The following is a 24,114-nucleotide window of genomic DNA, read 5'->3' as shown; positions in this document are numbered from 1 at the left end:
TCCTACTCCTTGACAGGTTCGTCGGCAGTGGCAGGTGCGGAGTCGACGGCGGAGTCGGTGGCGGGTGCGGAATCGGTGGCGGGCGAGGAGTCGGGGGCAGGGGCGGGGGAGGAGACGGGGATCAGGGCCACGGTGATGTTGTCGGCGCCGCCGGCCGCGTTGGCGAACTCCACCAGCGACCGGGCGGCCGAGATCAGAGTGCCGCCCGCGTGCAAGTGCGCGCGCACCGTGGACGCGAACGACTCCGGATCGGGCAGGTAGTTCCACAGCCCGTCGCTGCACAGCACCAGGTGACCGGCCCCGACCACGGTGAACGCCCCGGTCCGCGGCAGCACCGGCGACGCGTCCGCGCCGAGCCAGGCGGTGATCGCGTGCGCCTTCGGGTCCTGCATCGCGGCGATCGGGTCGGCGCCCATCGCGATCGCGTGGGTGGCCCACGAGTCGTCCTCGGTGAGCTGCTCGGCCGGCCCCTCCGGCGGCAGCCAGTAGGCCCGGCTGTCGCCCACCCAGCCGATGTTGATCTCGGCGCCGCGTACCGTCGCCACGACGATCGTGCAGGCCGGGTTGGAGGTGGCCCGGCGCGGGTCGCCGGTGCTCGCCAGCTCGGCCACCGCCCGCTTGGCGCCGAGGATCGCCGCGGACACGTCCGGCGACTCGGCCAGCAGCGCGCCGGCCGTCCCGGCGGCGGTCTCCGAGGCCACGTCCGGGTCGAACGAGGCGGACACCCCGTCGCTGACCACCACATCGACGTCGCCGCCGCGGACGGCCAGCCACATCGCGTCCTCGTTGCGGTGGTGCCGCCGGCCGCGGTCGGTCACCGCCGCGGCGACCTCGCCGCAGTCGATGTCGATGTGGTCGCGCGGCCGGCCGGCGAGCATCCCGCAATTCTGGCAATAGCCGTCCTCGCCGACGCCGCCCGGTATGCCGCAGTTCGGGCAGGGTGCGCCGAGCGCCCGGCCGCAGGCCTCGCAGAAGGCCGCACCGGCGGCGCGCTCGTCGGCGCACGAGGCGCAGTCGGTCATCGTCATCGTCACTCGTTCCTCAGGTACGTGTCCGCGGGCGGGACGCGTTCGCCAGATCCACCAGGCGGATCTTCTCGGGGCCGTGCACGGCCTGGGCCATCTCCCGGTACGCGTCCTCCAGGGCGAACCGGATGTCCCGTTCCCGCACGTCCCCGGTGCGCGCGGACCCCAGAACCGTAGCGGGCAGCGCCTGGCCCCCGCTCACCGACTGCAGCGCCTGCTCGAGCAGCTCGGCCCGGAGCGCCGCCAGCTGGGCCGCCTCGATCTCCAGCCGTTCGATCAGCGCCGCCGCGGCGGCCAGCGAGGTGACGTCGGCGGCCGACGCCGGATGCGCCCGCACCAGCGCCCGCACCGCCCCGACCTGGGAGCTCCGGTACGCCGAGGAAGTGCCCGGCACCCGGTTGTACGCCTCGACCGCGCCGTTCCGGTCGCCCGCCCCGAGCCGGCAGCGGGCCAGCCCGGCCGCCGCCGTGGTGTACGCGGGGTCGGTCCGGCTCACCACGTCGTAGTACTCCGCCGCGCCCGCGTCGCCGGCCAGCTCCAGGGCCAGGCCCACCGCCAGCTGCGGCGCCAGCTCGCCGGGCAGCGCCGAGTACACCGCGTCGAACCGGCCCCGGGCGTACTCGAACTGCTCGGTGGCCAGCGCGAGCAACCCGTCGTACCAGGCCACCCGCCAGTCCGCCCCGTCGGTGACCAGCAGCGAGTCGCGCGCCTGGCGCGCGCCGTCGAAGTCCGTCATATCGATGCGCGCCCGCAGCGCCCGCAGCCGCACCTCGACCGTCTCCTCGGGCGCGTTGGCCAGCAGCGTGAGCACCTCGGAGGGGTCGGTGACGGTGACCGAGGCCAGGAACGCGGCGGCCGGGTCGGTCAGGTCGATCAGCGGGCTGGGCAGGTCCTGCCAGCGCGGCACGTCGCTCTTGAGGTCGGTGCGCAGCTCGCCGGTGAACAGCCGGGACGGGGCCGGGCGCGGCTCGCCGCCGGCCGCCAGCACCTGCCGCAGCACGCCGAGCATCTGGTCGCTCATCTCGCCGGCGTCGACGAACCGCTCGGCCGGGTCGAGCCGGGTGGCCCGCAGCAGCAGCCGGTAGTACGACTCGAACTGCCGGTAGACCGGGAACTCGTTGCGGTCGGGAAGGCTGTCCTTGAAGGTGCTCTGGTAGCCGCGGAAATCGGTGGTGAGCACCGCGAGCGTACGGCCGATGGTGTAAAGATCCGACGCGATGGACGGGCCCTCGGTCGCCATCTCGGGCGCCTGATAGCCCACCGTGCCGTAGATCGCCGCGTCCAGGTCGTCGATGTGCACGACGCCGCCGAGGTCGATCAGCTTCATCTGGTCGCCGGACTGGATCACGTTGTCCGGCTTGAAGTCGCAGAAGATCAGGCCCCGGTCGTGCAGGTAGCCGAAGGCCGGCATGATCTCCAGGACGAAGGCGAGCGCCTGGTCGACCGGGATCGGGTCGGCGTTGCCGCCGTTGGCCGCGCGCCGCTTCTTGAGCATGTCCTTGAGCGACTGCCCGCCGACGTACTCCATCACGATGTAGCCGGCGCCGTCGTGCTCGACGAAGTTGTAGATCTTGACGATGTTCGGGTGCTCGACCTCGGCCAGGAACCGCCGCTCGGCCACCGCGGCGGCCAGGGCGTCCTCGTCGCCGGAGTTGAGCAGGCCCTTGAGCACCACCCAGCGGTCCGAGACGTTCTTGTCGACGGCCAGGTAGATCCAGCCGAGACCGCCGTGGGCGAGCGCGCCGACCACCTCGTACTGGCCGCCGACCAGGTCGCCCTTGCCCAGTTTCGGGGTGAAGTTGAACGGCTCGCCGCAGGACGGGCAGAAGCCGGAGGGCCGTCCGGGGCGGTCGCCGCGGGCCCGGCCGACCGGGTTGCCGCATTTCGCGCAGTACCGCTTCTCCTCGGGCACCTCGGCGGTGGCCATCACGGCGGTGGCCGGGTCGGCCTGCACGATCGGGGTGACCTCGACCAGGCCGCCGCCGAACCGGCGGCGCCGCGAGCCGGTCCGGGAGCTGCCGGACCGGGCCGTCGCCGATCCGGTACGCGTGGAGAGCGCGCCGGTCCGCGACGACGGCGACGTGGCGCGGGTGTCAGTCTTCCGCGGGGGCGGCACGGTTGCCGCGCTATTCCCGACATGCCCGGTCCCGCCCAGCGGCGCCATGCCGCAGGTGTCGCAGTAGCCGTCCTCGATCGTTCCGGGGCAGTTGCGTTCGCACTTCATCGGCCGTTCCTCGCGATCGTGGCGGTGAGCGCATCCTGGTAGGCGTTGACGGCCACGCGGGCCGCGTCGAGATCGCACGGCGCCGTGTACAGCGCCGTGCGGGCCGCCTCGGCGAGCGGCGTGAGCTCGGCGTCCTCGCCCAGCCCCCGGCGCAGCGCCTTGGCCCGGTAGGCGTCGAGCCGGCCGCGCAACTCGTTGCGGGCGACCAGCAGGCCGTCGTTGTGCGCGGCGGCGTCGCGCAGCGCGGCCAGCCGTTCCCGGGCGCGCCGGGTCCAGTCGGCCAGCCTCGGGCTGATCAGGGCCCACTGCCCGGCCGCGGCCAGCGCGTCCACCGCGGCGAGATCGGGGCGCAGGTCGGGCCCGCGTACGACCCGAAGGTCCTGTTCCCGGAATCTGTCGGCCGCCGCGTCGAGAGCCACGTCCGCGGCCCGCTGGGCCTCGGCGAACTGGTCGAGCAGCGCGTGCGCGTCGGCGAGGCGCTGGGTGAGGGCCTCCTTCAGCTCGGCGGCCGACGTGCGCTCCGCGTCGGCCCGGGCCACCAGATCGCGTACGGTGAAAAGCTCCCGCTCGTCCACGCTCAGCGGATCGGTCGCCAGGGTCCGGGTGAAGGCGCCGAGCCGGCGGTCGGCCTCGTCGATCGTCGCCTGCGGGCCGCCGTGCAGCCGGATCAGCACCCGCACGTTGTCCACCGCGGCGGTCGCGTCGGCGGCGGCCGGCAGCAGCTTCTGCCACACCTCGCCGGCCTGGGTGGCGACGGTGACCGCGGTCTGGAACGCGGCCTCCATCGCCGACAGCAGCTCGGCGGGGGAGCAGGTGGTGTGCACCTGACCGGCGCCGAGCAGCCCGCGCTGGGCGAGCGGCACGGTGGTGGTCGACAGGGTGATCGACCTGCCCTGCACCCGGTGCACGAACGCGGCCCGGTCGGCGTCGCTGAGCTTGCGCTTGTCGCGCAGCGAGCGGGCCTCGGCGATCACGTCGGTGAGCATCCGGTAGCCGTCCCACAGCTGGGTCAGCGCGTCGGTGGCGTCCGCCCAGGCGGCGGCCGTCCGGCCGGTGAGCTTCGTCTTGTCCAGGTCCTTGCGGGCCGGATTGTCATCGAGATCGACCAGGTTCGATGCGATCGCGGTCATCGCGGTCTCGAGGCGGAGCAGCTCGGCATCGGCCGGCGCGATCGACGGCGCGGTCATTTGTACTCGGCCACCGGAGGCGCCGGCGGCGCGCCGAAGGCGCCCAGCCATTTCTTGTACGTGGCGGTCCAGGTGCCGTTCTCCCGGTTCTTCGCCAGTACCGCGTTCACGAACTGGGTGAACTCGGGGTGCGCCTTCGACATCGCCATCCCGTACGGCTCCTGCGTGAAGGGCACGCCGACCACCCTCGCGTACGGGTCCTGCGCGGCCATCCCGGCCAGGATCGTGTCGTCGGTGGAGATCGCGTCGACCTCGTTCTGCTGGAAGGCGACCAGGCAGTCGCCGAACGACGCCTTGGCCACCGGGATCGGCTTGGACTTGGCCTTGGCGATGTTGTCCAGCGAGGTCGAGCCGGACGCGGCGCACACCTTCTTGCCGCCGAGGTCGTCGATGCTCTTCACGGGCGAGTCCTTGGAGACCAGGACGCGCTGGCCGGCCTCGTAGTAGATGCTGGAGAAGTTGACGTCCTTCCAGCGCGCGCAGTTCGCCGTCATGGTGTCCGCGACGATATCGACGCTGCCGTCCTTCGCGGAACTGACCCGCTTGTCGTACCCGATGACCTTGATCTGGAGCTTGTTCGGATCGCCGAAGATGGCCTGCGCGATCTGCCGCCCCATGTCCACGTCGAAACCCTCGACCTTGCCGGTGAACGGGTTGCGCGAGCTGAACAGCAGGGTGTCCTGGCTGGTGCCGAGGATGAGCCGTCCCTGCGCCTGGATCTTGGCCATGTAGCTGCCGGCCGGCATGTGGCCCGGCTGGGGGAGCGCGCCGGTCGGCCGCAGGCTGGCCCGCGGGTTGCAGGAGGTGTCGGGCGTGGCGGCCGGGGCGGCCGCGCTGGCGCCCGGCGTCGCGGCGGCCGTGGTCGACCCGGGCAGCGGCGACGAATCGCCGCTGCAGCCGGCCAAGGCGAGAACGGTCGCGGCGGTGCCGGCGAGGGCGATACCGATTCGCGTACGCATCATGGCAGTCCTCCCGCTCAACGGTATTCCTGCAGGCGAGCCCGGATGCCGGCGCCGGCCAGCACGCAGATCGCGAGCGCGGCGATCGGCCCGAACACGGCGAGCAGGGTCAGCCCGTTCCCGGCCGCGCCGATCTCCTGGTTGAAGACGGCCTTGCGCCCGTCCAGCGCCGACCCGATGCCGGCGGTGACCGACTCGAAGGTCTGGCTGGTCTGAGTGCCGATCGCGAGCCTGACCGCGTCGTCGTAGCTGCCGCCCTGGTCGAGCGAGCTCACCTTCTCGTGCGCGGCGAGGTAGGCCTGGTGCGCGGCGCGCAGGTCGTCGGAGAAGTACTCGTTGCCGAGCGCCTTGGTGAGCTGGTCTTCGGCGCTCGTGAAGTCGGTGGCGTACTGGCTTCCGCTCCCGTGCGCGGCCAGGGTCAGGGCCTCGTCGCCGCGTTCCCGCAGCGCCAGGATCCGCGCCTCGGCCAGCTGCGCGACCGGCGTCGACCCGGCGCTGTCGGCCCGGCCGAGATGACCGTTCTGGCCGGTCAGCACGAAGAGGGTGCCGATCGCGAGCAGCACGGTCAGCGCGGTCGCCGCGACCAGCGGCACGTTGAAGGTCCGGTGGGTGGCCCGGCTCAGGTACCGCTGGGCCAGCAGCAGCGCCCCGGCCAGCGCGAGGATCAGCAGTGCCAGCAGCGTCACCCAGACGTAGCTCGCCGCGTTCGTGTAGCCGTCGCGCACGCCCTGCTGGGCGACCCGGAACAGGTTCTGCGCCTGGGGGAGCAGGGTCTGCCGGTTCAGGTCCGAGGCGGCGGACAGGTACGAGGAGCCGACCGGGAGCCCCTGCCGGTTGTCGGCCCGCGCGGTGGCGACCAGCGCCGAGTACCGGGCGACGCCGTTGGACAGCGTCCGCACCGAGGCGGCGCCCTCGCTCCCGTCCGGGGTGAGCCGGGCCGCCGCGCTGATCGCCGTGGTGGCCCGCTCGAGGTCGTCGTTGTAGCGCTGGGTCAGCGCGGGCGGCTCCAGGCCGCCGGCGAGGAACGCCTGCGCGGCCGTGGTGTCCGCGTCGGCCAGCGCCGAGTAGATCGTCTCCGCCTCGACCAGCAGCGGCTGCGCCCGGTTACCCAGGTCACTGGTGCCGGCCGAGGTGGCCGCGCCGGTGATTCCGGCGAGCAGCCCGGTGAGCACGCCCAGCGTGACCAGCAGGCCGAGGAGCAGCTCCAGCCGCCCCGGCGAGGTGTGCCGGAGGCTCCCCAGCCGGCGGAACAGCCCGCCGCCACGCTCTTCTACCTGCACGCCCGGAGACGGCCGGGCCACCAAGGCTGTGCTCAAGCTTTCCTCCGTACGGGCAGTGCCACCGCCCGTCCTACTGTGCGGTATCCGCGCAAGTGATCATCCCACCCGCCCGCTCCCGCTCCGACCCTGGGTCACCGGTCGGCGACGCCCGGCGATCGGCTGAGTCTACGGAGAGCCGGCGCCCGGTGGCGTCCCCCACCGGGCGGCCCGGCCCGACGGCTTGGGGTCTGCGAATGCGCGGTAGATCTGTTCTGGGCGGGGCCGGCCAGGCTCGGTGGGTGGCCGGGGCTTGCCATGGCCCGGGGCTGCGTGGTCGCGGTGGGCGGGGCCGGTCACGGTGGGCGATATGCGGCGAATACCGGGGCCGGCAGGCAGTGCGGGGACCTTGCCGGGCGATCTTCGCGGCAACGATGAAGACCTGCTGTTCGCCGCGAACAGGAAGTCATCTTCGTCTGCCGGCCGTCGGTGAATCTTGAAGCGCACCTGTCCGCCAGGAACGGCAAGTCATCACCGTTGCGGTCGTCGCTCGAGGATGCGTCACCACGCCCCTGCCCCGGCCGACCAACCACCAAGCCGGACCGGCCGCACGAGCAGCGACCACGCAGCCCAGCGCCATGGCGAGCCGGTCCGGCCATCCCGATCGGAACAGCGCACACCGTACGAAGATCTCCGTGGGTTGGTCCTGCGCCTTGTCAGCTCAGGGCGCGTTTGAGCAGCTTGCCGGTGGCGGTCATCGGCAGCGAGTCGACGATCGCGACCATGCGTGGGTACTTGTACGCCGCCATCTGCTCCTTGCCCCAGGCGACCAGCTCGTCCTCGGTGACCGTGGCGCCGTCCTTGAGGATCACGAAGGCCTTGACCTCCTCGCCGTGGCTCGGGTGGGGGACGCCGATGACCGCGGCGAGGGAGACCGCCTCGTGGGTCATCAGGACCTCCTCGATCTCGCGCGGATAGACGTTGAAGCCGCCGCGGATGATCATGTCCTTGGCTCGGTCGACGATGTAGTAGAAGCCGTCCTTGTCGCGTTTGCCCAGGTCGCCGCTGCGGAACCAGCCGTCGCGCATCACCTCGGCGGTCGCCTCGGGGCGGTTGTAGTAGCCGCGCATGATGTTGTGACCGCGGATGGCGATCTCGCCGATCTCGTCGGTGCCCTCGATGGTGTTCCACGACTCGTCGATCAGCTTCACCTCGACGCCCCAGATCGGGATGCCGATCGAGCCCGGCCGCGGGTCGCTGTCCGGATCGCTGAAGGTCGCGACCGGCGAGGTCTCGGACAACCCGTACCCCTCCAGGATGGTCACCCCCAGCCGCTCCCTGACCTCCCTGATGATCTCGACGGGCAGGCTGGAGCCGCCGGCGACCGCGACCCGCATGTTCGACGCGATCCGCTCGACGTCGACGTCCTCGGTCAGCGCGTTGAGCAAACCCCAGTACATCGTCGGTACGCCGGCGAAGAAGGTCACGTTCTCCGACTGCAGCAGCTTGACCGCCGCGGCCGCGTCGAACCGGGGGAGCAGTACCAGCGTCGACGCCGTCGCGAAGCCCGCGTTCATGTTCACGGTCGAGCCGAACGAGTGGAACAGCGGCAGCACCAGCAGGTGCGTGTCGGTGCCCGGGTCGCTGCGGAACAGCCGGTTGCAGGTCAGCGCGTTCAGCACCAGGTTGGAGTGGGACAGCTCGGCGCCCTTGGCCTGCCCGGTGGTCCCGCTGGTGTAGAGGATCACGGCCGGGTCGGTCTCGGCCCGCAGCACCGTCTCGAAGACCGGCGACCGGCCGGCCAGCGCCGACCCCATCGTCTCCACGCCCTCGATCGGCGCCGCCGCCGCCGGCTCGGCCGTGATCAGGAAGAAGTGCTCGCACCCCTCCGCCTGCTCGAACCCGGCGTGCCCCTCGGCGCCCATCGGCAGTTCCGGCGTCCCCTGGAAGCAGAAGTACGCCTTCGCCTCCGAGTCGCCCAGGTGGTACGCGATCTCACGCCCCTTGAGCAGCACGTTCAGCGGGACGACCACCGCGCCCGCCTTGAGGATGCCGTAGTACACGACCGGGAAGTACGGCAGGTTGGGGCAGGACAGCGCCACCTTGTCGCCGGGCCGGATGCCCCGCTCGGCCAGCAGGGCGGCGACCTGCCGGGCGGCCGCGTCCACCTGCGCGTACGTCAGGCGCGTGTCGCCGAGCACGACCGCGGTGCGCTCCGGGTAGTGGCGGGCGCTGTCCTCCAGCAGGACGGAGAGGTTGAGCATGCGGTCGTTCCCCTTCAGATGGCCTATGTGGCGTGCGTCTCATTCGAGCACGCGCAGCCGCGCGGAAGAAACCTCCGTTGCGGTCTTGTTTCATGATCCACTGGGTCACGCCGGCGACGACGCGGTCCGGCTCACCCGGGCAGGTGGGCCGGACCGCGGTGATGGTGCCGGTCAGGAGCGGTGCATCGCGAACGCGCGGTTGTCCCCGTCGGCCGGCACGGTGTTGCCGACCGCCCAGACGTTGCCGCCGCGCAGGAAGGTACCGACGGCCCACGCGTCGGTGCTGGTCCGGGCGGTGACGGCGGTGAACACGTTGGTGAACGGCACGCCGCCCGGCGCCTGGTCGGGGGTCGGTGTCGAGGCCCAGGCCGGTGCCGCGAGAGCAGCCCCCGTGGTCAGGATCAGGGCGGCGCCGACCGCCGGGAGAATCACGCCAAGTCGCATGGTCCTTTTTCCTCTCATGGCTCAGCCCACGACGCGGAAGGCGATCGAGGAGGACTGCCCGGTGGTCCCGTCCCACTGGCTGCCCACCGCCCATTCGGTGGTGGCGTCCGCGGTCGTGATCGCGCCCAGCAGGGGAATGCCGACGCCGCCGGTCACGGTCACCGGGGTGACGGTCCAGGTGGTCCCGTTCCAGTGGGCGAGTGCGGGCTTGCTCGCGTCGTCGGCGGCCGCCCCGGTCACCCAGACGTCGGTGGCGGACCGGGCGGTCACTCCACCGAGGTTCACCAGCGGCGGCGCCGCGACGGCGTGCCAGGAGATTCCATTCCACCGTACGACGAAAGCCGCGCCGCTGGTGCCGACGCCGACCGCCCACGCGTCCGTCGCCGAGAGCGCCGCCACGTCGTAGAGGAACGTGCTGCCGTTGTTCGGGCCGGCGACCCGGGTCCACGCCGTGCCGTCCCAGTGCAGGATCTGCGATTGCCGGATCCGATTGCCGTACGGCAGGTTCAGCGAGTACCCGACGGCCCAGACGTCCCGGGCCGAGACGCCGTCGACCGCGGTCAGGAAGTTGGTGCGGGTGCCCGCGCTCGGCGTCGGCACGGCGCTCCAGGAGGTGCCGTCGTAGTGCATCGCCAGCGTCCGGCGGAAGGTCGAGCTGGTCGAGGCCGTCTGCCCGACCGCCCAGGCGTCGCTCGCCGAGAACGCCTTGACCGCGGACAACTCGGTGTCCGTGCCGGCCGTCCGGGGCAGCGCCTGCCGGCTCCAGGCCGTGCCGTTCCAGCGCAGGGCGACGGCCGACTTGGCCCCGCCACTGGCCGCCGTCGTGTTGCCGACGGCGACCGCCGACCCGGCCGACGTCGCGTCGACCCCGCTCAGGTCGGCCCAGCTGTTCGCGCCGCCGCCGAGCAGGTCCGGGCTGGGGAACACGCTCCACCTCGTACCGTCGAAGCGCTGGATCATCCCGTTGCCGTTGCCGCCGACGGCCCACCCGTCGGACGGCGAGACGGCGTCCACGCCGAGGAATCCGCCGAAGAAGCCGGTCGACGCCACCGGTATCTGGATCGCGGCGGCGGCCCACGCGGGCCCGCCGGTCGCGACCACCACGCCGAGGGCCACCACCGAGCCGGCGGCGGCCATAAGTGTCTTTCTCACGTCCCCTCCTCACCTTCGATGGCCGGACCGTGCCACCACCGGCTGGAGGGAATCTGATGCGGCGCTGAAATGCCGGCGGCCCGGCGCTGGTCCCCCGATGACCGCCACCGCCTGGCTCACGCCGGCCGAGGCGGCGCTGAACACCGAGCGGTTCATTCAAGTACGAGGAGCGATTCGCACGATCGCCTGCGAGTACATGCTCACCGACTGCCGGTGGGGCGTGTACCAGCTGATCGGCAAGCTTGCGTAACGAAGTGATCGTTGGGCGCAATGATCAATCCACTTACCTGCATGAGGACAAATTCAACTGACGTTCCCGGCCGGAAGGAGCTCTGCCAATGCTTCCTTGGGGCTCCATTTCGCAAGTTCCCTCAGGTACTCCCAGGAAATGTGGTTCGTCGGAGCGCTGGTCGGCTCGAACTGTGAAAGCCCAGCGTTACACGCTATTTGTACGATGGTGCCCAATCTGCGGCTCTCCGAACGCCCCCAGATGTTCGCGCTTCGCCCTCCCGGGTTCTCGTTCAGATATAAAACCAATGCCTGACGCAGGTAGGATTCCAGATCCACAATGCCAACCAAGGCCCCGTCTATCGCTCGCACGAGGTTTTGCGTTGCCCTCACGAGACTTGCGATCTCCTTGAATGTCGGAGCGCCCGCCTTGTCCACGTGGGCAATCATTCGGCCAACATCCAACCCTTGATAGAGATCCTTGATTTTCGGGGCATTTGCGTTGAGATTGCTTCGCACCGTGGAGCTGATCTTGTTGCTGGCGCCGTAGTGAACGATCCTGTTCCGCCACACTATCGCTGCCTTTGCAAGCTCACCTTCGCTCGCCTGCAATGATGGCTGTGCTGCGGATAGCAAGGCATCAAGGCGCTTCTCCAATCCGTCGGCATTCCTTATCTGCTCGATGGCTTCAGTGCCGACAACGGCTGGGGCGGCGATGATATTCTTGAGGTAAGCGCTGAGCGAATCAATCGTCCATGCAAGGCACGCCTTCGTCGCAAACTCTCGACTTCGCCTTGCTGATGCCACTGGGTCTTTGGGCGCCCACGTCGTGCTGAATTCCTCAGCTGGTTCAGCAAGTCCGGCCTCGACGGCATCCAGGCCAACCAAGATGGTAATCAAGAAGTGGTTGTTCTGTCCAGCCAAGCGCTTGAAGACACGGCGTGCCGGACTGTTGACCAACGCCAACGAGATGGACTCCAACAGGACCCCCGGTACGAATCGAACGTACTTCTCCCGCTTTTAGAATACCCAGCACGTCGGGGCATGAAGGCGGGCGTCTTACCGGTCGACCTCAGAGGGCAAGGCACTTAGTCTACGCCACCGGCGCAGCTGGCGCGAAAATTGTAGCGCCTTTTATTCTCGCAGTCCCTGGCATCGAACAGCACGTGCGTAGACATCCATCTGCCGCTGAGCGCGCGACCCGGCGCGATCGACGTCCCGGACGCGGTCTTCAGCTCGTCGCCGGTGACCCGCTTCAGGCCGTCGTAGGTGTAGGCGCGGAGGTCGCTGTCGGGTGCGCCGCCTGGCCGGGAACCTATCTACCTGTCGCGGTGTCATCCTGATGTGGTGGTATCGGATCGCGATCCCGAGCAGCCCGATGTTCTCGTATTCGGCGGGGCGCGGTCGGGCGGCGGCCCGGGCCGCCCGTGGCTGCGCAAGCTGGGCCTGCCCGCTGTTCTCGCCGCCGCCGTGCTCGCCGCGGTGGTCGCACACGTGGCCGGTTCATCGGGTCCGGTCGCCGCGCCCTCCGCGAGTCCGTCCCCGGTCGCGCCGTCACCCTCACCGCTACCCAGCCTCAGCTCGGCTGCGCCCGAGGTGACGGAGGTGGGGCGCCCGCTGCTGGGCGTCACCGCACCGTGGGAACTGTTCGGCCTCGGCCCGGACGGGATGGTCCGGATCGAACTGGCCCGGGGTCGGATCACCCGCACCGCCGTACCACCGGTGGACAGCAGCGGCCCGATCTCGTTCCTGGCCGGACCCGGTACCGCGATCGTCCGTCCACTGGACGCGGTGGCGGGTTACGCCGTACCGGACGGGCAGCCCGCCCGGACGCTGACGGGCCCGCTCGGTGCCTCCGGCCCCGCGCTACCCGGACCGGACCCAGCACACATGTGGACGGTCGTGCCGTCCAACGGTCAGGTGCAGGCGATGCGCCTGACCGGCTTCGACGGACGACCGACCGCAGCGTCCATCGCCCTGCCGCCCACCACCGGCGGGAACGCCGCGCCGGACGGCGCCGGCTACCTGACGGTGTACGCCGCGGGAGGCACGTACGACCTGCGGCCCGGATCGATCCGGCGGATCACCACGGGCCAGCTGCTCGCCATGGGTCCCACCGGCTGGTTGACACTCGAATGCGATGACCAACTGCGCTGCTTCACCGCCGCGGTCGACCGCAGCACCTGGGCGCACCGCGTTCTCGGCCCGGCCATCTCGACCTCGGGACCCTCGGGACTCATCTCCCCCGACGGCCGAGCGGCCGCCATCGTCACCCCGGATTCCAGCGGCGCCGGTTCGGTCCACCTCATCGACATGTCCAACGGCAAGGATCGCCGGCTCGCCGTACCGGCGCGCGCCGATGGCGACGGCATGGTCTGGTCGCCGGACGGCCGCTGGCTGTTCGTCGCGGGCACGGATGCCCGCGTCCACGCGATCGACCCTACCGGCCAAGACCACGATCTCGGCGTACGGCTACCCCTGTTGGACGAACTGACCACTCGGACTGCACCGTGACAGCGGCACCTCCGATCGTGGCCGTCAACGCCGCGACCGCCTGCTCCCGGTCCCCCTTCCGACAACGACGCGGTCCTCGGCTCTCCCGCACCACCACCGGCGGCGTACCACGCTTCGCTCCCGATACACCCAGACCAACGACCGCCTCGTCGCATCGGAACGAGGACTTCCCGCCCGCCTGGGCCAGCCACCTGACAGGATGGCACCCAACCACGACACGCAGTCACTGTACGTAGCAGAACAACTGACCGGCACCATGGTCACCTGCACGGATAATGCCGAGATGAGCGCGTATGGTCGGCCGCCGTGCCAGCCCTCGGAAGGTCCCCTCACGGGCCACGACTAGTAGGTCAGCCGCACTTGGGTGTTTGGGGCGGTCCTGCCGAGCTCGCGGTGAATTGCGCCTCCTAGCCTTGCGGCCGTGTCAGGTGCGGGCGTTGTGGGCGGCGATGGCGTGGAAGACGGTTTTGGGTTCCCAGGGGAGGTCGGGGTAGGTGTCGCCGGTGCGGCCGTCGTCGTAGACCTTGACGATGCCGCCGCCGGCCAGGTCGAGGTCGTCGAGGGGGTCGCCGTCGGGGCGGTGCGGGTAGTTGTAGAGGGCGAACAGGTAGACGAACGCGGCGTCCACGCCTTCGCTTTCGAAGATCTCGAGCAGTTCGGCGTGGTACCTCGCCTGGCCTGCCTCGTCGCGTTCGAGGGGTTCGCGCAGCCGGGGTGGGGTGCCGCCGTCGAGCACGTCCATGCTGCGGGGTGCGACATCGGCGGCGCCGCGCCAGGTGGCACAGCCGAAGCCGGTGATGGCGACGGGTTTCGGTTGGGCGGTAAGGGTTCGCACGCCTTCGCGGAACACGTCGGCGACCTCGGCCGAGCGGATGAGTTCGAAGGTCATGATGTCGAACAGGTCCCAGTCGACACCTTCGAACTGGATCGCCGCGTAGGTGACCGGCCCGTGGAACCGGGCCCGGATTTCCGTGACCGCCGTGCGCAGGAACCCGTCGAGTTTGCCGCGCATCGCCGCGACGCGCGCGGCGCGCGTGGCGGGGTCGCCGAGCAGGGCCGCGATCCGATCCTCGATGAGGTCGCCGTTGATGAAGCCGTGGTTCATGAGGCTGAGCTCGACGCCGGCGACGAACACGACCGGGGCGCCGGTCGCGCGGATGCGTTCGGCGCGTTCGGCGCAGTCGGTGAACAGGTCGAGGATCTGCTCGGGGGTCAGGTCGAGCGGGTAGGGCGAGAACCAGACTTCCAGCCCCAGTTCAGCTGCGATGCCGGCCGCCAGCTCGAGACGGTCGGCCTCGCCGCCGGTGAGGTGGACGGCATTGCAGTGCAGATCGTCGCGGATGATCGTGAGTTCCCGCCGCACCACGGCGGGGTCGAAGTCCTCCCGGGAGATGGTGCCGCGGAAGACGAATCCGGTGTCGTAGGCCATGCCTTTCGCTCTCATGACCATGACCGTATCAGAATTTTGCGCGCACGCAATTTTTCGTGCACGCACTTACATGTGATACTGCAGCGGTGACGACACTGCGCGAGCACAAGAAGCAGACCACGCGGGTGGCATTGCAGGAGGCGGCCCTGCGGCTCGCCCTGGCCCACGGACCCGAACAGGTACGCGTCGATGACATCGCCGAGGCGGCAGGCGTGTCCCCACGCACCTACAACAACTACTTCTCCAGCCGGGAGCACGCGATCGTCGCCGCGGTCACGGCGCAGCGGGGGTCCCGCATCGTGGCAGCGATCGCTGACCGGCCCGACGACGTCGATCTGGCCACCGCGGTGATCGACGCGGTCGTCGGGCAGTACACCGACACGGGCAGCGGTCCGCCGGAGGCGATGCTGATGATCGCGACAACGCCGGCCCTCCGCACCTGCTACGTGGAGACGGTCACCTCCATCGAGGAACCCTTGACCGAGGCGATCGCCGGGCGCGGCCTCGACCGGGAGACGGCCGAAGTGCTTGCGGCGGCGGTGGAAGCGGCCGCCAAGGTCGCCCTCAAGCGCTGGCTGCATTTCACCGGCGCAGCAAGAGGCGGCCTCGTGATCGCCACCGGCAGTCTCCCGGAACTGGTACGGGCCGCCATCGAAACGTTTCGGCCGGCCTTCGCGGCAGCAGCCCGGCCCAGATAGAGCTTCGGCAAGTGAGGTTGCCACGTTTGGGCTCGTAGCACGGACTATGTGGGCCCCACTGATCATGAATGCAGCCGCATCGCCATGATCGAGTTGTGATGCAAGAAAATCATGAGGCTGTGGCTGCCATGGTAGAGGGTGCCCTCGCGGTGGAGAACCTGGCCGTGCTCCATCGGCGGCTACGACCGTATTTCCGGCGGGTGGAACCGTTCGAGCAGGCGGGAAAATATATGACCGCGCTGGTCAGTGACCTGCCGCGGAAGAACGGCTGGACGATTGCGGAGCACGCCGGGGACGTGTGCCCGGACCCGACGCAGCGGCTGTTGAACCATGCGGTGTGCGACCACGACGCGGCGATGGCCACGATCCGCGGGTTCGTGGTCGAGGCGTTGCGTGGTCAGCCCTTGGTCGTGGCCGCGTTGGATGAGTCCGGGCAGGAGAAGGACGGCGGCGCCACGGCCGGAGTGCAGCGGCAGTACATGGGCTGCGCCGGACGCATCGCGAACGGGGTGAACACGGTGTACTGCTCCTACCCCACCCCGGCATGCCCTGGTCGGTGCCCGGATCTATGTTCCCGCCGATCAGCTCGCCGACCCGGATCGCCGGGCCGCGTCGGGTATCGGGGAGCGGACCGCGTTCCGGTCCAAGCCGCAGTTGGCCGTGGACATCATGGCGGACATGGTCGCCGACGCCACGATGCCCGCCTGGTGTGCCGGCGACGAGGTCTACGGCCGTTCCGGGGAACTGCGCAGCTTCTGCGAGGACAACGGGATCGGGTACGTGCTGCGGGTGGGCCGCGCGTTCCACGCCGACCTGGCCGCCGGTGTCCGGCTCCGCGCCGACGCGGTGGTGGACACGGTGCTGTGCAGGCAGGACAGTTGGCAGATCCGTGCGGTGCCCGGGTCCAAGGGCGACCGGCGCTACGCCTGGGCGTGGGTCGCCACCGCCAGCCCGCACCATTTCCTGTTGCTGCGTAAGCATCTGCACAGCGGCGAGGTCGCCTACCACTACTGCCACGTCCCGCCCGGCACGTCGGTCCCGCTGATGACGTTGGTGCGGGTGGCGTGCCTGCGCTGGCCGGTCGAAGACGACTTCGATTTCGGCAAAGACCACTTCGGCCTCGACCATTCCCAGGTCCGGCTCTACACCGCCCTTACACGCCATCTGGTGCTGACCATGGCCGCGCTCGCAGTCTGCGCGGTCACCGCCGCGCAGGCGAAAATTTGTGCGCCAGCACCGATCCTGCCGGTCGGCGCCGATGAAGACCCGCCCGAGGACCCCGGCCTGATCGCCTTCACCGTCGCGGAGATCAAACGCCTGTTCATCCTGATCACCCGCCGGCCACACACCGACGCCCACCACCTGCACTGGACCTGGTGGAGACGACGCCACCAAGCCCGAGCCCGCTGGTTCCACCACCGCACCCGACTCGCCCGGCAAGCCACACCATAATCACGCCGACAAGTGCGGCTGCCCTACTAGAGTCCAGCCATTCGGCGTCGTTCCACATCACAGGCACGGCACCGACCGGTTCGAGGCTCAACCGCGGGTCGTTCGACTGAACCAAGCAGATGAGTCGGTTACCAATCAGAATCGCGGTGCGTGCTTGGCCGGCGAATACTCTAGCTTACGACGTATTGCGGGTATTCGCTCTGCCACCATTTAAATAGACCAGCGGCGAGGGAATACGGGTCTTTCACAAGTCCTATTGTCTCGTCGGACGTATTGGCCCACGTGAGGAAGCTGCCGCCACTCCCATCATTATAGAGATAGCTCACGTCGGACGGCGGCGAGTCGGGGCAGGCGAGAAAGCCGATGCCCTTGCCATCCATGCTGAACTCGGCCTTCCCATTCCAAAGTTCGCTGCAGTCGCCGGACACCGGCGAAAGCGCTCCGAGTTCGGACGTGAGGTCCCGATAGGCGGCTACGAATTCACTGGACTGCGAGAAATGCCAGTAGTAGACCTGCTCCGGCGAACCGGGGTGGCATTCCAGCGCTGCATCCGAACCCATGAGCGACGGACCTTGCGTGCAGGCGCCGGACAAGTCCGCCGGAGGGTCAGCCGGAGGGTCGCCCTCAGACTTCTGGTCCGGCGGCTGGGTGAACGTCGGTGTTTCAGGAGGCACCACGGGCCCCTCCGCCTTGGAAGCTTGCGGTGATGCGGTGATTGCTGGCGTGGAAGGCGTCGAGCCGCTTTCGCATGCGCTGAGTGTGATGGAACAGCTGACGAGAAGTGTCGGCAGGATGATAACGGTACGCCGGAAATTCATGGATCACTCCTAAGGGGATTCGACAGAAAATTGTTAAGGCAAGCGCGACTCGGGCTGGTCTGAAAGTCAGTATCACCAATGATTGGGAGGATCGCTGCCGGGCTTGCCCTCCGACTCCGGGAGGGTTATCCCTCCAATAGTGCAAGGGATCTGGCAACCGGCACGGTGCCGGAACAGAATGATCTATGGCCGCCGCCCGGAGTGATCCCGTACGGAAGGATCGTGGACAAGCGACTACGACCGTGCTGACGAGTGTCGTCGCCATGGCCGCGGTAACAGAAACCGCGGCTGCGCTGAGCCTCACCGCGGGTGCTCGGCCGCTTTCGTGGCCAGTCTGGCTGCCGCTGCAACTGGTCGGCCTGTCGTTCGTGGTCGCCGGTGTGATCGCCTGGCGCCGGGAGCCGGCCAATGCCACGGGTCGGCTCATGGCCGCGGTCGGCCTGACGTGGTACTTGGGGGATCTCCAGGTCGGCCGGCAGCCGGTGTTGTTCGCGATCGGGTTCTGCCTGTTCTACCTGCCTTCGGCCATCTTCACCCACCTGATCCTGGCGCTTCCTACCGGTAGGTTGCAGCGGCGGGTCGAGTGGGCGGTGGTTCTCGCGTTGTACGCGTCGGTGACCGCTACCCAGGTGCTTCGCTACCTGGTAGAAGACCCGCGCGAGCCGCAAGTGTGGGGTTCGGGCCGCTACATGTCGGTCTGGGGGCCGGTCGCCACGTGGCTCGGGGCAGTCTGTATCACCGCTGCCTTCTGGCTGGTCGTGCAGCGCTGGTGGGTGGCCGGTACGCCAGTGCGCCGGCGGTTGGCCGTCATGTGGAGCGCTGGCGCGGTGGCCGGTGTCGTCGCCCTCGTCTGGGGCATTCTCGGCGTGGCGCACCCCTGGCCGGCGATGCAGGCCCCGATGCTGCTGACGTTTGCGCTAGTTCTGATCGTCACGCCGTTCGGGATCCTTGCCGGCCTGCTCCGCGTGCGGCTGGCACGCCTCGGCGTGGCGACCCTGGTCATGCGGCTGCAGGAGTCGGCGGACCCCGGTCATCTGCGCGATGCGCTGTCCGACGTGCTCGGCGACCCGGGCCTGCGTATCGGCCTTCGGATGGAGGACGGGCGCTTCGTCGACTCCGCGGGCGGACGGGTCGAGGTACCGGCTGACCCGCGGCGGGTCACCGTCGTCGCCCGGCATCACGAGCACCTGGCCACTCTGATCCACGACCCGGCTCTGAGCGATCAGGCGCCACTGGTCGAGGCCGTCGTCGCGGCTGCGTCGCTCGCGCTCGAGAACGCGCGGTTGCTGGCTGAGCAACGGCTGCAACTAGAGGAGGTACGCGCCTCGAGGGCACGAATCGTCGCCGCAGCCGATGAGGAGCGCAGCCGGATTCAGCGCGATCTGCACGATGGCGCCCAGCATCGGCTGCTTGCCGTCTCCCTCATGGTCGGCCGGCTGCGTGAGGAGCTCGCCGGCAACGTGCTGCGTCCGGAGCAGCAACGGATGCTGACCGTGGTGGCCGCCCAGCTGCGTGACATCATCCGCGAGTTGCGGCAGCTTACCGAGGGCATCGACCCGCCGGCGTTAAACGAACAGGGCCTCTCGGCGGTGGTGGAGATGCTGGCCGAGCGGGCGCCGCTTCCGGTTAAGTTCGCCGTCCCCGGCCGGCGGTGGCCGGTCTCCCTAGAACGTACGGCGTACTTCGTCATCCATGAGGCGCTGTCCAACGTCTACAAGCACGCGGGGGCTACACGTGCCGAGGTGTCGGTCGAGGACGCCTCGCATCGCCTAGTGGTCCGGATCTCCGACGACGGTGTGGGCGGAGCCGATCCACGAGGCAGCGGCCTGCGGGGGCTGCGTGACCGAGTCACCACCGTCGGCGGCACCATGAGGATCGACAGCGGGCGCCTGGGTGGCACCACCATCACCGCGGAGTTGCCATGCAAATCATGATCGCCGAGGACTCCGGCCTCCTCCGCGCGATGCTCATGGACCTCTTCACCCGTCACGGCATCCAGGTCACTGGCGACGCCGAGACGAAGGACGGCATTCTCACCCTGATCGACCTCGCGCCCCCGGACGTCGCCGTGCTCGACATCCGGCTGCCGCCCAGCCACTCCGACGAGGGACTACAAGCGGCCGAGGCGATCCGCGAACGGCACCCCGACGTAGGCCTGCTGGTGCTCTCGCACTACGCCGAGACCTCGTACGCCATCCGCCTGCTACAGAACGGCTCTCGTGGCCTCGGCTACCTGGTCAAGGATCGGGTACAGGACACCGTGGGGCTAATCGACGCAATACGCCGAGTGGCGCGCGGTGAGGTGGTCATCGATCCCGAGGTCGTGCAGCGCGTCATGTATCGCCGCCGCACGGCCGACCCGCTGGAGCGTCTCACCCGGGCCGAGCGAACAGTCCTGGAGCTCATGGCGGAGGGCCTGTCCAACAGTGCTATCGCAGCGAGGCTGCACTACGCCGAGAAGACGATCGAGAAAAGAGTGACCGCGATCAACACCAAGCTCGGACTGCCGCACTCCGAGAGCAACGGGCGCACTGACGTCAACGTACGTGTCCTGGCCGTACTCACCTACTTGCGCCGGATCGGCACCGGGCTTTGACCGCGCGGCGGGCGCTGCTCTACGAGTTCGGCGTGGACAGAGCAAGTTCGTTCGCCGCATAGCCGAGATCCAAGGTGAGGCAGACGCCCAACGCAAACTTTCCTCACTGAGCCGACGGTAAAGTCTGAACGACCGACTTCCTCAACTGCCGATGACAGGATGTTCATCGAGCGCCTAGAAATGCTCACGTACGCGAATCATTGAGTCGATCAGTATCGCAAACCTCGACAATCTTCCGCCTCGCGGAAGATGTGCTCCCGACTCAGTGACAATGCGATCTTGAACTCCGTCGCTCGCGTCTCTCCCGATTGATCGGACATTGTCAGTGGTCAGGCAGAACCGGTCCACGTTGACGAGTAGTCGGGACATGGCGGAGTGCCGGGTCGGCCACCCGGTATGGATGGCGGACCGGCGCGGACGGCGGTCAGTCGGAGGCTTTGCGGGCGGCGTCAAAGGGTGCCCGGTCGAAGATGAACCGACTGTAAGTGATCTTGCCTTCTTTGACGGTGACGCATTCCGCGGCCGGAGCACTCGCCACCGGCACGGTTGCGGTGTCGTACATGATCAGCGCGGTATCGTCGTCGCCGAACGCGGCGATCATCGTTGCGCCGGTGAGAATCTGTAGGAACGGGCCCATGAAGCCGCGGTATGCCTGGGCGCCCCGCAACCGGCCGGCGGGTGCGTCGCAGACGATGTCCTCGGCGATGAAGCTCATCGCCGTGTCCAGGTCGTGGTCGGTCCATGCTTGGTAGTAGGCCAGCGCGGTGCGCAGGGCACGGCTGTTGGACTGCGTCATGGCGGTTTCCTCCGTGTCAGATGCGGGTTTCTGGTCTTCGTGTCTGATCTGGATTGCCCGGCACTGGGGCCGGTCTCGACTTTGGTTGTGGGTGCTGGCCCTGGCGGGTTCGGCGCAGTTTCGGGTCGATCGTCAGCCGGTGGTGACGGTGGCGAGGTCCGGGATGCGGGCGGCGGTCAGTGCCACCGTGGCGTGGTCGGCCGTGGCCCGCCCGTGCAGCGCCAGCGCCGACAGGACGCCGAGCAGCGACAGCCCCGCGGCGACCGTCAGCGCCGGCCGCAGCCCGTCGGTAAACGTGACGGCGTTGCCGAGGCGCCCGTTGGCGGTGAACACGGCGGTGACGACCGCGACGCCGAACACGCCGCCGAGGCGTTGCATGGTGCTGTTGGTGCCCGAGGCCTTACCCAATTCGGCTGGCGCGACCGCGTTCATCGCGGCGGTCGCAGTGGTAGGCAGCGCCATGGAGATACCCACGCCGGCCATCAGCAGCGCGGCCACCATCTCGGCGTAGTGGGGTGTCGCGCCGGCGATCAGTGCGAACCAGCCCAGCCCGGTGGCCTGTAGCAGCATGCCCGTGGCTAGGACCGGGCGTCGCCCGATCCGGTCGGACAGGCGTCCGGCGAGCGGGGCGACCAGCAGTGGCGTGGCCGTCCACGGCAGCAGTCGCAGCCCGGTGGCCAGCGGGGAGTAGTGCAGCACCAGTTGAAAGTACTGGGCGATGAGGAACACCGCGGCGCTCAGCGCCGCGATCATCAGCAGCGCGGTGGCGTTGGCGGCGGCGAAGTCCCGCGTACGGAACAGCCGCAGCGGCAGCATCGGCGCCACGGTTCGGCGTTCCCGGGCGACGAACCCGGCGACCAGCAGCACCCCGCCGGCTATCGCGACGAGGGTCTGGGCGGCGGTCCAGCCGACCGTGCTGGCCCGGACCAGACCCCACACCAACGCCGACGCGCCGCCGGCGAGCAGCACCAGCGCCGGGATGTCCAGCGGAGCCGGGTGGGTGGCCGAGCGCGGCAGCCGGGCGCGCGAGAGCGCGACGCCGGCCAACCCGATGGGTACGTTCAACCAGAAGATCCAGTGCCAGTCCAGGCCTTCGGTGACCACGCCGCCGACCAGGGGGCCACCGGCCACGGCCAGGCCGCCCAGGCCACCCCAGATCCCCACGATCGCGCCCCGCCGCTGCGGTGGGAACGCGTCGGTCAGGATGGTCAGGCTCAGCGGCATCACGGCCGCCGCCCCCATACCCTGCACGGTCCGCGCGGCCAGCAGCCACCCGACGCCGGGAGCCAGCGCGCAGCAGGCCGAGGCCGCCGTGAACACCGCCAGGCCGGTGGTGAAGACCCGCCGCCGGCCGTACCGGTCACCCAGCGCGGCTGCGGTGATGATGCCCGCCGCGTACGCCAGGCCGTAGGTGTTGACGGTCCACTGCAGGCTCGCCATCCCCGCCCCCAGGTCCCGGCCGATCATGGGTAGCGCGGTGGTCACCACCAACGCGTCCAGCGCGACCATGAAAAAGGCGACCGAGGTAACCGCCAGTGTCCAACCCCGATACGACCGGTAGCCGCTCGTGCCGCTCATCGAAACCCTCTCCCTCGCCGGCGTGTTGATGTCCCACCTGTGCAGACACCGCGACAACGGCGAACGGAACGGTGCCCGCGAAAAGATGTCGGCGGAGATGGCATGCTGCCAGAGTGGACCAAGCCACGTTGCGACGCGCCCAGGGCGGAGACGAGCAGGCGTTCCGGGAGCTGACCGACCCCCCACCGCCGTGAGCTGCAGGTGCACTGCTACCGCATGCTGGGCTCGCTGACCGACGCTGAAGACCTGCTGCAGGAGACGCTGCTGGCGGCCTGGCGCGGCCTGTCCGGCTTCCAGCAGCGGGCGTCGCTGCGTTCCTGGCTGTACCGCATCGCCACCAACCAGTGCCTCAACGCGCTGCGCAGCGCCGGCCGACGCCTCCCGGTTGAACCGATACCACCGTTCCAGCCACCCGAACCCACCCAGCGTGACGAGATCACCTGGTTGCAGCCTTACCCCGACACCCTGCTCGACGACATCGCCGACCCGGCGCCCGGCCCCGACGCGCGTTACCAGTCGACCGAAGCGGTCGAACTAGCATTCGTCGCCGCCCTGCAACGCATGCCACCCCGCCAAACCGCCGCGCTGCTGCTGCGCGACGTGCTCGGCTTCGCCACCGACGAAGTCGCCGGTATGCTCAACACCACCCCGACCGCGGTCAAAGGCGCCCTGCAACGGGCCCGGGCCAGCCTCGACCAACCTCCCGACAGCCCCGACCCTGCCCGCATCCCACAACCAACGGTCGGCCCCGATGGCGATGTGCCGCGACGCTTCGCCGACGCGTTTATCGCTGCCGACATCGACGGGGTGATCGCGTTGCTCACCGACGCCGCGTGGCTGTCGATGCCCCCGGCGCCGCACCAGTACCACGGCCCCGACGCGATCCGCGCCTTCCTCCACACCGCCTTCACCTACCGGGGCCAACGCCGGATCCACCTGCTACCCACCCGCGCCAACACCCAACCGGCCTTCGGCAGCTACCTCAGCGACCCAGACACGCCGGTCGCCACCCCCGCCGGGCTGTTCGTGCTCACCCTGACCGCCGACCGGATCCAGGCCATCACCCGCTTCCACCTCGACGCCCTCTACCCCCGGTTCGGACTCCCCGAATCGTTCCCCGCCCCAACCGAGCTCCGAGACCGACACAGGTCGCCATAGGCGCAGTACAGCCCAGTCATCGACCTTGCGCCCGAACGGTCGGGACGCTGCTACGCCACAGCCTGGGACACCTATGGACTCGTGGGCGAAATGCCGGCTATAGCAACCAGCACCACCGGATTGCTTCACCAACTCCCCAGCGACGGCGGTCAAGAGGCATTGCCCATCGCGGCCAGTTGCAGCGACACCTACAACCCGGGCGACTGAGGCTGTTCGGACATTGACACGTGGTTACTATCCGGATCTGCCGTTGCGACACGATGTCGCACTTTGCGAGTGGACTCGCAGTTAGGAGGGCCGACGTGATGTCGGTGGTGTAGTCCCGGGCGCGTGCTC

20 protein-coding genes and 2 pseudogenes are annotated in these 24,114 nt (G+C 69.4%); 8 read left to right on the top strand and 14 right to left on the bottom strand.

The genetic code is table 11. From position 1 onward, the window contains the following. Positions 1 to 2: 2 nt before the first annotated feature. The 8 genes from IH26_RS0144575 to IH26_RS0144540 all read right to left on the bottom strand — a co-directional run bounded on the left by IH26_RS0144575 (position 3) and on the right by IH26_RS0144540 (position 10,511). Positions 3 to 1,028, bottom strand: a complete 1,026-nt coding sequence (locus IH26_RS0144575; RefSeq protein WP_051809658.1) for a PP2C family protein-serine/threonine phosphatase — start codon at positions 1,026 to 1,028, stop codon at positions 3 to 5. Positions 1,029 to 1,041: 13 nt separating this feature from the next. Beyond that, positions 1,042 to 3,249 carry a serine/threonine-protein kinase gene (locus IH26_RS0144570; protein ID WP_030442363.1) on the bottom strand — a complete coding sequence of 736 codons (2,208 nt, stop codon included), beginning with the start codon at positions 3,247 to 3,249 and terminating at the stop codon, positions 1,042 to 1,044. Next, positions 3,246 to 4,436 carry a hypothetical protein gene (locus IH26_RS0144565; RefSeq protein WP_030442362.1) on the bottom strand — a complete coding sequence of 397 codons (1,191 nt, stop codon included), beginning with the start codon at positions 4,434 to 4,436 and terminating at the stop codon, positions 3,246 to 3,248. Before IH26_RS0144565 ends, IH26_RS0144570 begins: the two co-directional genes overlap by 4 nt. Then, positions 4,433 to 5,398, bottom strand: a complete 966-nt coding sequence (locus tag IH26_RS0144560; protein ID WP_245665969.1) for a glutamate ABC transporter substrate-binding protein — start codon at positions 5,396 to 5,398, stop codon at positions 4,433 to 4,435. Before IH26_RS0144560 ends, IH26_RS0144565 begins: the two co-directional genes overlap by 4 nt. A gap of 14 nt (positions 5,399 to 5,412) precedes the next feature. After that, entirely contained in the window at positions 5,413 to 6,711 is a 1,299-nt protein-coding gene (locus tag IH26_RS0144555; RefSeq protein ID WP_030442360.1) for a hypothetical protein, read from the bottom strand. A gap of 656 nt (positions 6,712 to 7,367) precedes the next feature. Beyond that, positions 7,368 to 8,915: a long-chain-fatty-acid--CoA ligase gene (locus IH26_RS0144550; RefSeq protein WP_030442359.1), complete on the bottom strand. Its 1,548-nt coding sequence runs from the start codon at positions 8,913 to 8,915 to the stop codon at positions 7,368 to 7,370. A 171-nt stretch (positions 8,916 to 9,086) separates the two neighbouring features. Further along, a complete protein-coding gene (locus IH26_RS0144545) occupies positions 9,087 to 9,359 on the bottom strand; it encodes a hypothetical protein (RefSeq protein WP_157437696.1) in 273 nt (90 codons plus the stop codon). A 21-nt stretch (positions 9,360 to 9,380) separates the two neighbouring features. Continuing rightward, positions 9,381 to 10,511 (bottom strand): hypothetical protein, encoded by a 1,131-nt coding sequence (locus IH26_RS0144540; protein WP_157437694.1) that lies wholly within the window; start codon positions 10,509 to 10,511, stop codon positions 9,381 to 9,383. Between the two features lie 97 nt (positions 10,512 to 10,608). Between IH26_RS0144540 and IH26_RS60565 the strand changes: the two genes are divergently transcribed. Beyond that, positions 10,609 to 10,761, top strand: a complete 153-nt coding sequence (locus IH26_RS60565; protein WP_157437692.1) for a hypothetical protein — start codon at positions 10,609 to 10,611, stop codon at positions 10,759 to 10,761. Positions 10,762 to 10,814: 53 nt separating this feature from the next. Here IH26_RS60565 and IH26_RS60560 read toward each other — a convergent pair whose 3' ends face one another. After that, complete coding sequence (locus tag IH26_RS60560; RefSeq protein ID WP_157437690.1) at positions 10,815 to 11,705, bottom strand: hypothetical protein; 891 nt, start codon at positions 11,703 to 11,705, stop codon at positions 10,815 to 10,817. Positions 11,706 to 12,083: 378 nt separating this feature from the next. On the opposite strand from IH26_RS60560, the gene IH26_RS0144530 reads away from it, so the two are divergent. Beyond that, positions 12,084 to 13,253, top strand: a complete 1,170-nt coding sequence (locus IH26_RS0144530; RefSeq protein ID WP_157437688.1) for a beta-propeller fold lactonase family protein — start codon at positions 12,084 to 12,086, stop codon at positions 13,251 to 13,253. Positions 13,254 to 13,677: 424 nt separating this feature from the next. On the opposite strand, the gene IH26_RS0144525 is transcribed toward IH26_RS0144530, so the two are convergent. After that, entirely contained in the window at positions 13,678 to 14,697 is a 1,020-nt protein-coding gene (locus tag IH26_RS0144525) for a glycoside hydrolase family 113 protein (RefSeq protein ID WP_030442355.1), read from the bottom strand. Positions 14,698 to 14,768: 71 nt separating this feature from the next. Here IH26_RS0144525 and IH26_RS0144520 point away from each other — a divergent pair, with 71 nt between their 5' ends. From IH26_RS0144520 to IH26_RS57305, 3 genes and pseudogenes are all read left to right on the top strand, one after another. Continuing rightward, positions 14,769 to 15,380 carry a TetR/AcrR family transcriptional regulator gene (locus IH26_RS0144520; protein WP_030442354.1) on the top strand — a complete coding sequence of 204 codons (612 nt, stop codon included), beginning with the start codon at positions 14,769 to 14,771 and terminating at the stop codon, positions 15,378 to 15,380. A gap of 68 nt (positions 15,381 to 15,448) precedes the next feature. Then, a pseudogene (locus tag IH26_RS64810) lies at positions 15,449 to 15,859 on the top strand (transposase); the annotation flags it as partial. A 70-nt stretch (positions 15,860 to 15,929) separates the two neighbouring features. Then, a complete protein-coding gene (locus IH26_RS57305; protein ID WP_157437684.1) occupies positions 15,930 to 16,832 on the top strand; it encodes a transposase in 903 nt (300 codons plus the stop codon). Between the two features lie 22 nt (positions 16,833 to 16,854). On the opposite strand, the pseudogene IH26_RS63565 reads toward IH26_RS57305, so the two are convergent. Further along, positions 16,855 to 17,001, bottom strand: a pseudogene (locus tag IH26_RS63565) (barstar family protein); the annotation flags it as partial. 1 nt (position 17,002) lies between these two features. Further along, on the bottom strand, positions 17,003 to 17,650 hold the full coding sequence (locus IH26_RS60550; protein WP_157437682.1) for a hypothetical protein: 648 nt from the start codon (positions 17,648 to 17,650) through the stop codon (positions 17,003 to 17,005). A 242-nt stretch (positions 17,651 to 17,892) separates the two neighbouring features. Here IH26_RS60550 and IH26_RS0144505 point away from each other — a divergent pair, with 242 nt between their 5' ends. Together IH26_RS0144505 and IH26_RS0144500 are read left to right on the top strand one after the other, a co-directional pair. Continuing rightward, on the top strand, positions 17,893 to 19,584 hold the full coding sequence (locus IH26_RS0144505) for a sensor histidine kinase (RefSeq protein WP_034217381.1): 1,692 nt from the start codon (positions 17,893 to 17,895) through the stop codon (positions 19,582 to 19,584). Beyond that, positions 19,581 to 20,246 (top strand): response regulator transcription factor, encoded by a 666-nt coding sequence (locus tag IH26_RS0144500; protein ID WP_245665968.1) that lies wholly within the window; start codon positions 19,581 to 19,583, stop codon positions 20,244 to 20,246. Before IH26_RS0144505 ends, IH26_RS0144500 begins: the two co-directional genes overlap by 4 nt. Positions 20,247 to 20,670: 424 nt before the next feature. Here IH26_RS0144500 and IH26_RS0144495 read toward each other — a convergent pair whose 3' ends face one another. Next, a complete protein-coding gene (locus IH26_RS0144495) occupies positions 20,671 to 21,042 on the bottom strand; it encodes a nuclear transport factor 2 family protein (RefSeq protein WP_030442351.1) in 372 nt (123 codons plus the stop codon). 132 nt (positions 21,043 to 21,174) lie between these two features. Then, positions 21,175 to 22,620, bottom strand: a complete 1,446-nt coding sequence (locus IH26_RS0144490) for a DHA2 family efflux MFS transporter permease subunit (RefSeq protein WP_051809655.1) — start codon at positions 22,618 to 22,620, stop codon at positions 21,175 to 21,177. A 216-nt stretch (positions 22,621 to 22,836) separates the two neighbouring features. Here IH26_RS0144490 and IH26_RS54795 point away from each other — a divergent pair, with 216 nt between their 5' ends. Next, positions 22,837 to 23,778, top strand: coding sequence for an RNA polymerase subunit sigma-70 (locus IH26_RS54795; protein WP_245665967.1), 942 nt, complete (start codon positions 22,837 to 22,839; stop codon positions 23,776 to 23,778). The last annotated feature ends 336 nt before the right edge of the window (positions 23,779 to 24,114 follow it).

The organism is Actinoplanes subtropicus (assembly GCF_000721705.1).
Taxonomy (GTDB): domain Bacteria; phylum Actinomycetota; class Actinomycetes; order Mycobacteriales; family Micromonosporaceae; genus Actinoplanes; species Actinoplanes subtropicus.
Note: the sequence above shows the minus strand (reverse complement) of the source record. Positions and strands in the feature narration are given on the sequence as shown.

Coding starts and splice junctions, on each gene's coding strand:
- IH26_RS0144575 (WP_051809658.1), bottom strand. CDS start 1,028: ATGACGATGACCGACTGCGCCTCGTGCGCCGACGAGCGCGCCGCCGGT.
- IH26_RS0144570 (WP_030442363.1), bottom strand. CDS start 3,249: ATGAAGTGCGAACGCAACTGCCCCGGAACGATCGAGGACGGCTACTGC.
- IH26_RS0144565 (WP_030442362.1), bottom strand. CDS start 4,436: ATGACCGCGCCGTCGATCGCGCCGGCCGATGCCGAGCTGCTCCGCCTC.
- IH26_RS0144560 (WP_245665969.1), bottom strand. CDS start 5,398: ATGATGCGTACGCGAATCGGTATCGCCCTCGCCGGCACCGCCGCGACC.
- IH26_RS0144550 (WP_030442359.1), bottom strand. CDS start 8,915: ATGCTCAACCTCTCCGTCCTGCTGGAGGACAGCGCCCGCCACTACCCG.
- IH26_RS0144545 (WP_157437696.1), bottom strand. CDS start 9,359: ATGCGACTTGGCGTGATTCTCCCGGCGGTCGGCGCCGCCCTGATCCTG.
- IH26_RS60565 (WP_157437692.1), top strand. CDS start 10,609: ATGACCGCCACCGCCTGGCTCACGCCGGCCGAGGCGGCGCTGAACACC.
- IH26_RS0144525 (WP_030442355.1), bottom strand. CDS start 14,697: ATGAGAGCGAAAGGCATGGCCTACGACACCGGATTCGTCTTCCGCGGC.
- IH26_RS60550 (WP_157437682.1), bottom strand. CDS start 17,650: ATGAATTTCCGGCGTACCGTTATCATCCTGCCGACACTTCTCGTCAGC.
- IH26_RS0144500 (WP_245665968.1), top strand. CDS start 19,581: ATGATCGCCGAGGACTCCGGCCTCCTCCGCGCGATGCTCATGGACCTC.
- IH26_RS0144495 (WP_030442351.1), bottom strand. CDS start 21,042: ATGACGCAGTCCAACAGCCGTGCCCTGCGCACCGCGCTGGCCTACTAC.
- IH26_RS0144490 (WP_051809655.1), bottom strand. CDS start 22,620: ATGAGCGGCACGAGCGGCTACCGGTCGTATCGGGGTTGGACACTGGCG.
- IH26_RS54795 (WP_245665967.1), top strand. CDS start 22,837: ATGCTGGGCTCGCTGACCGACGCTGAAGACCTGCTGCAGGAGACGCTG.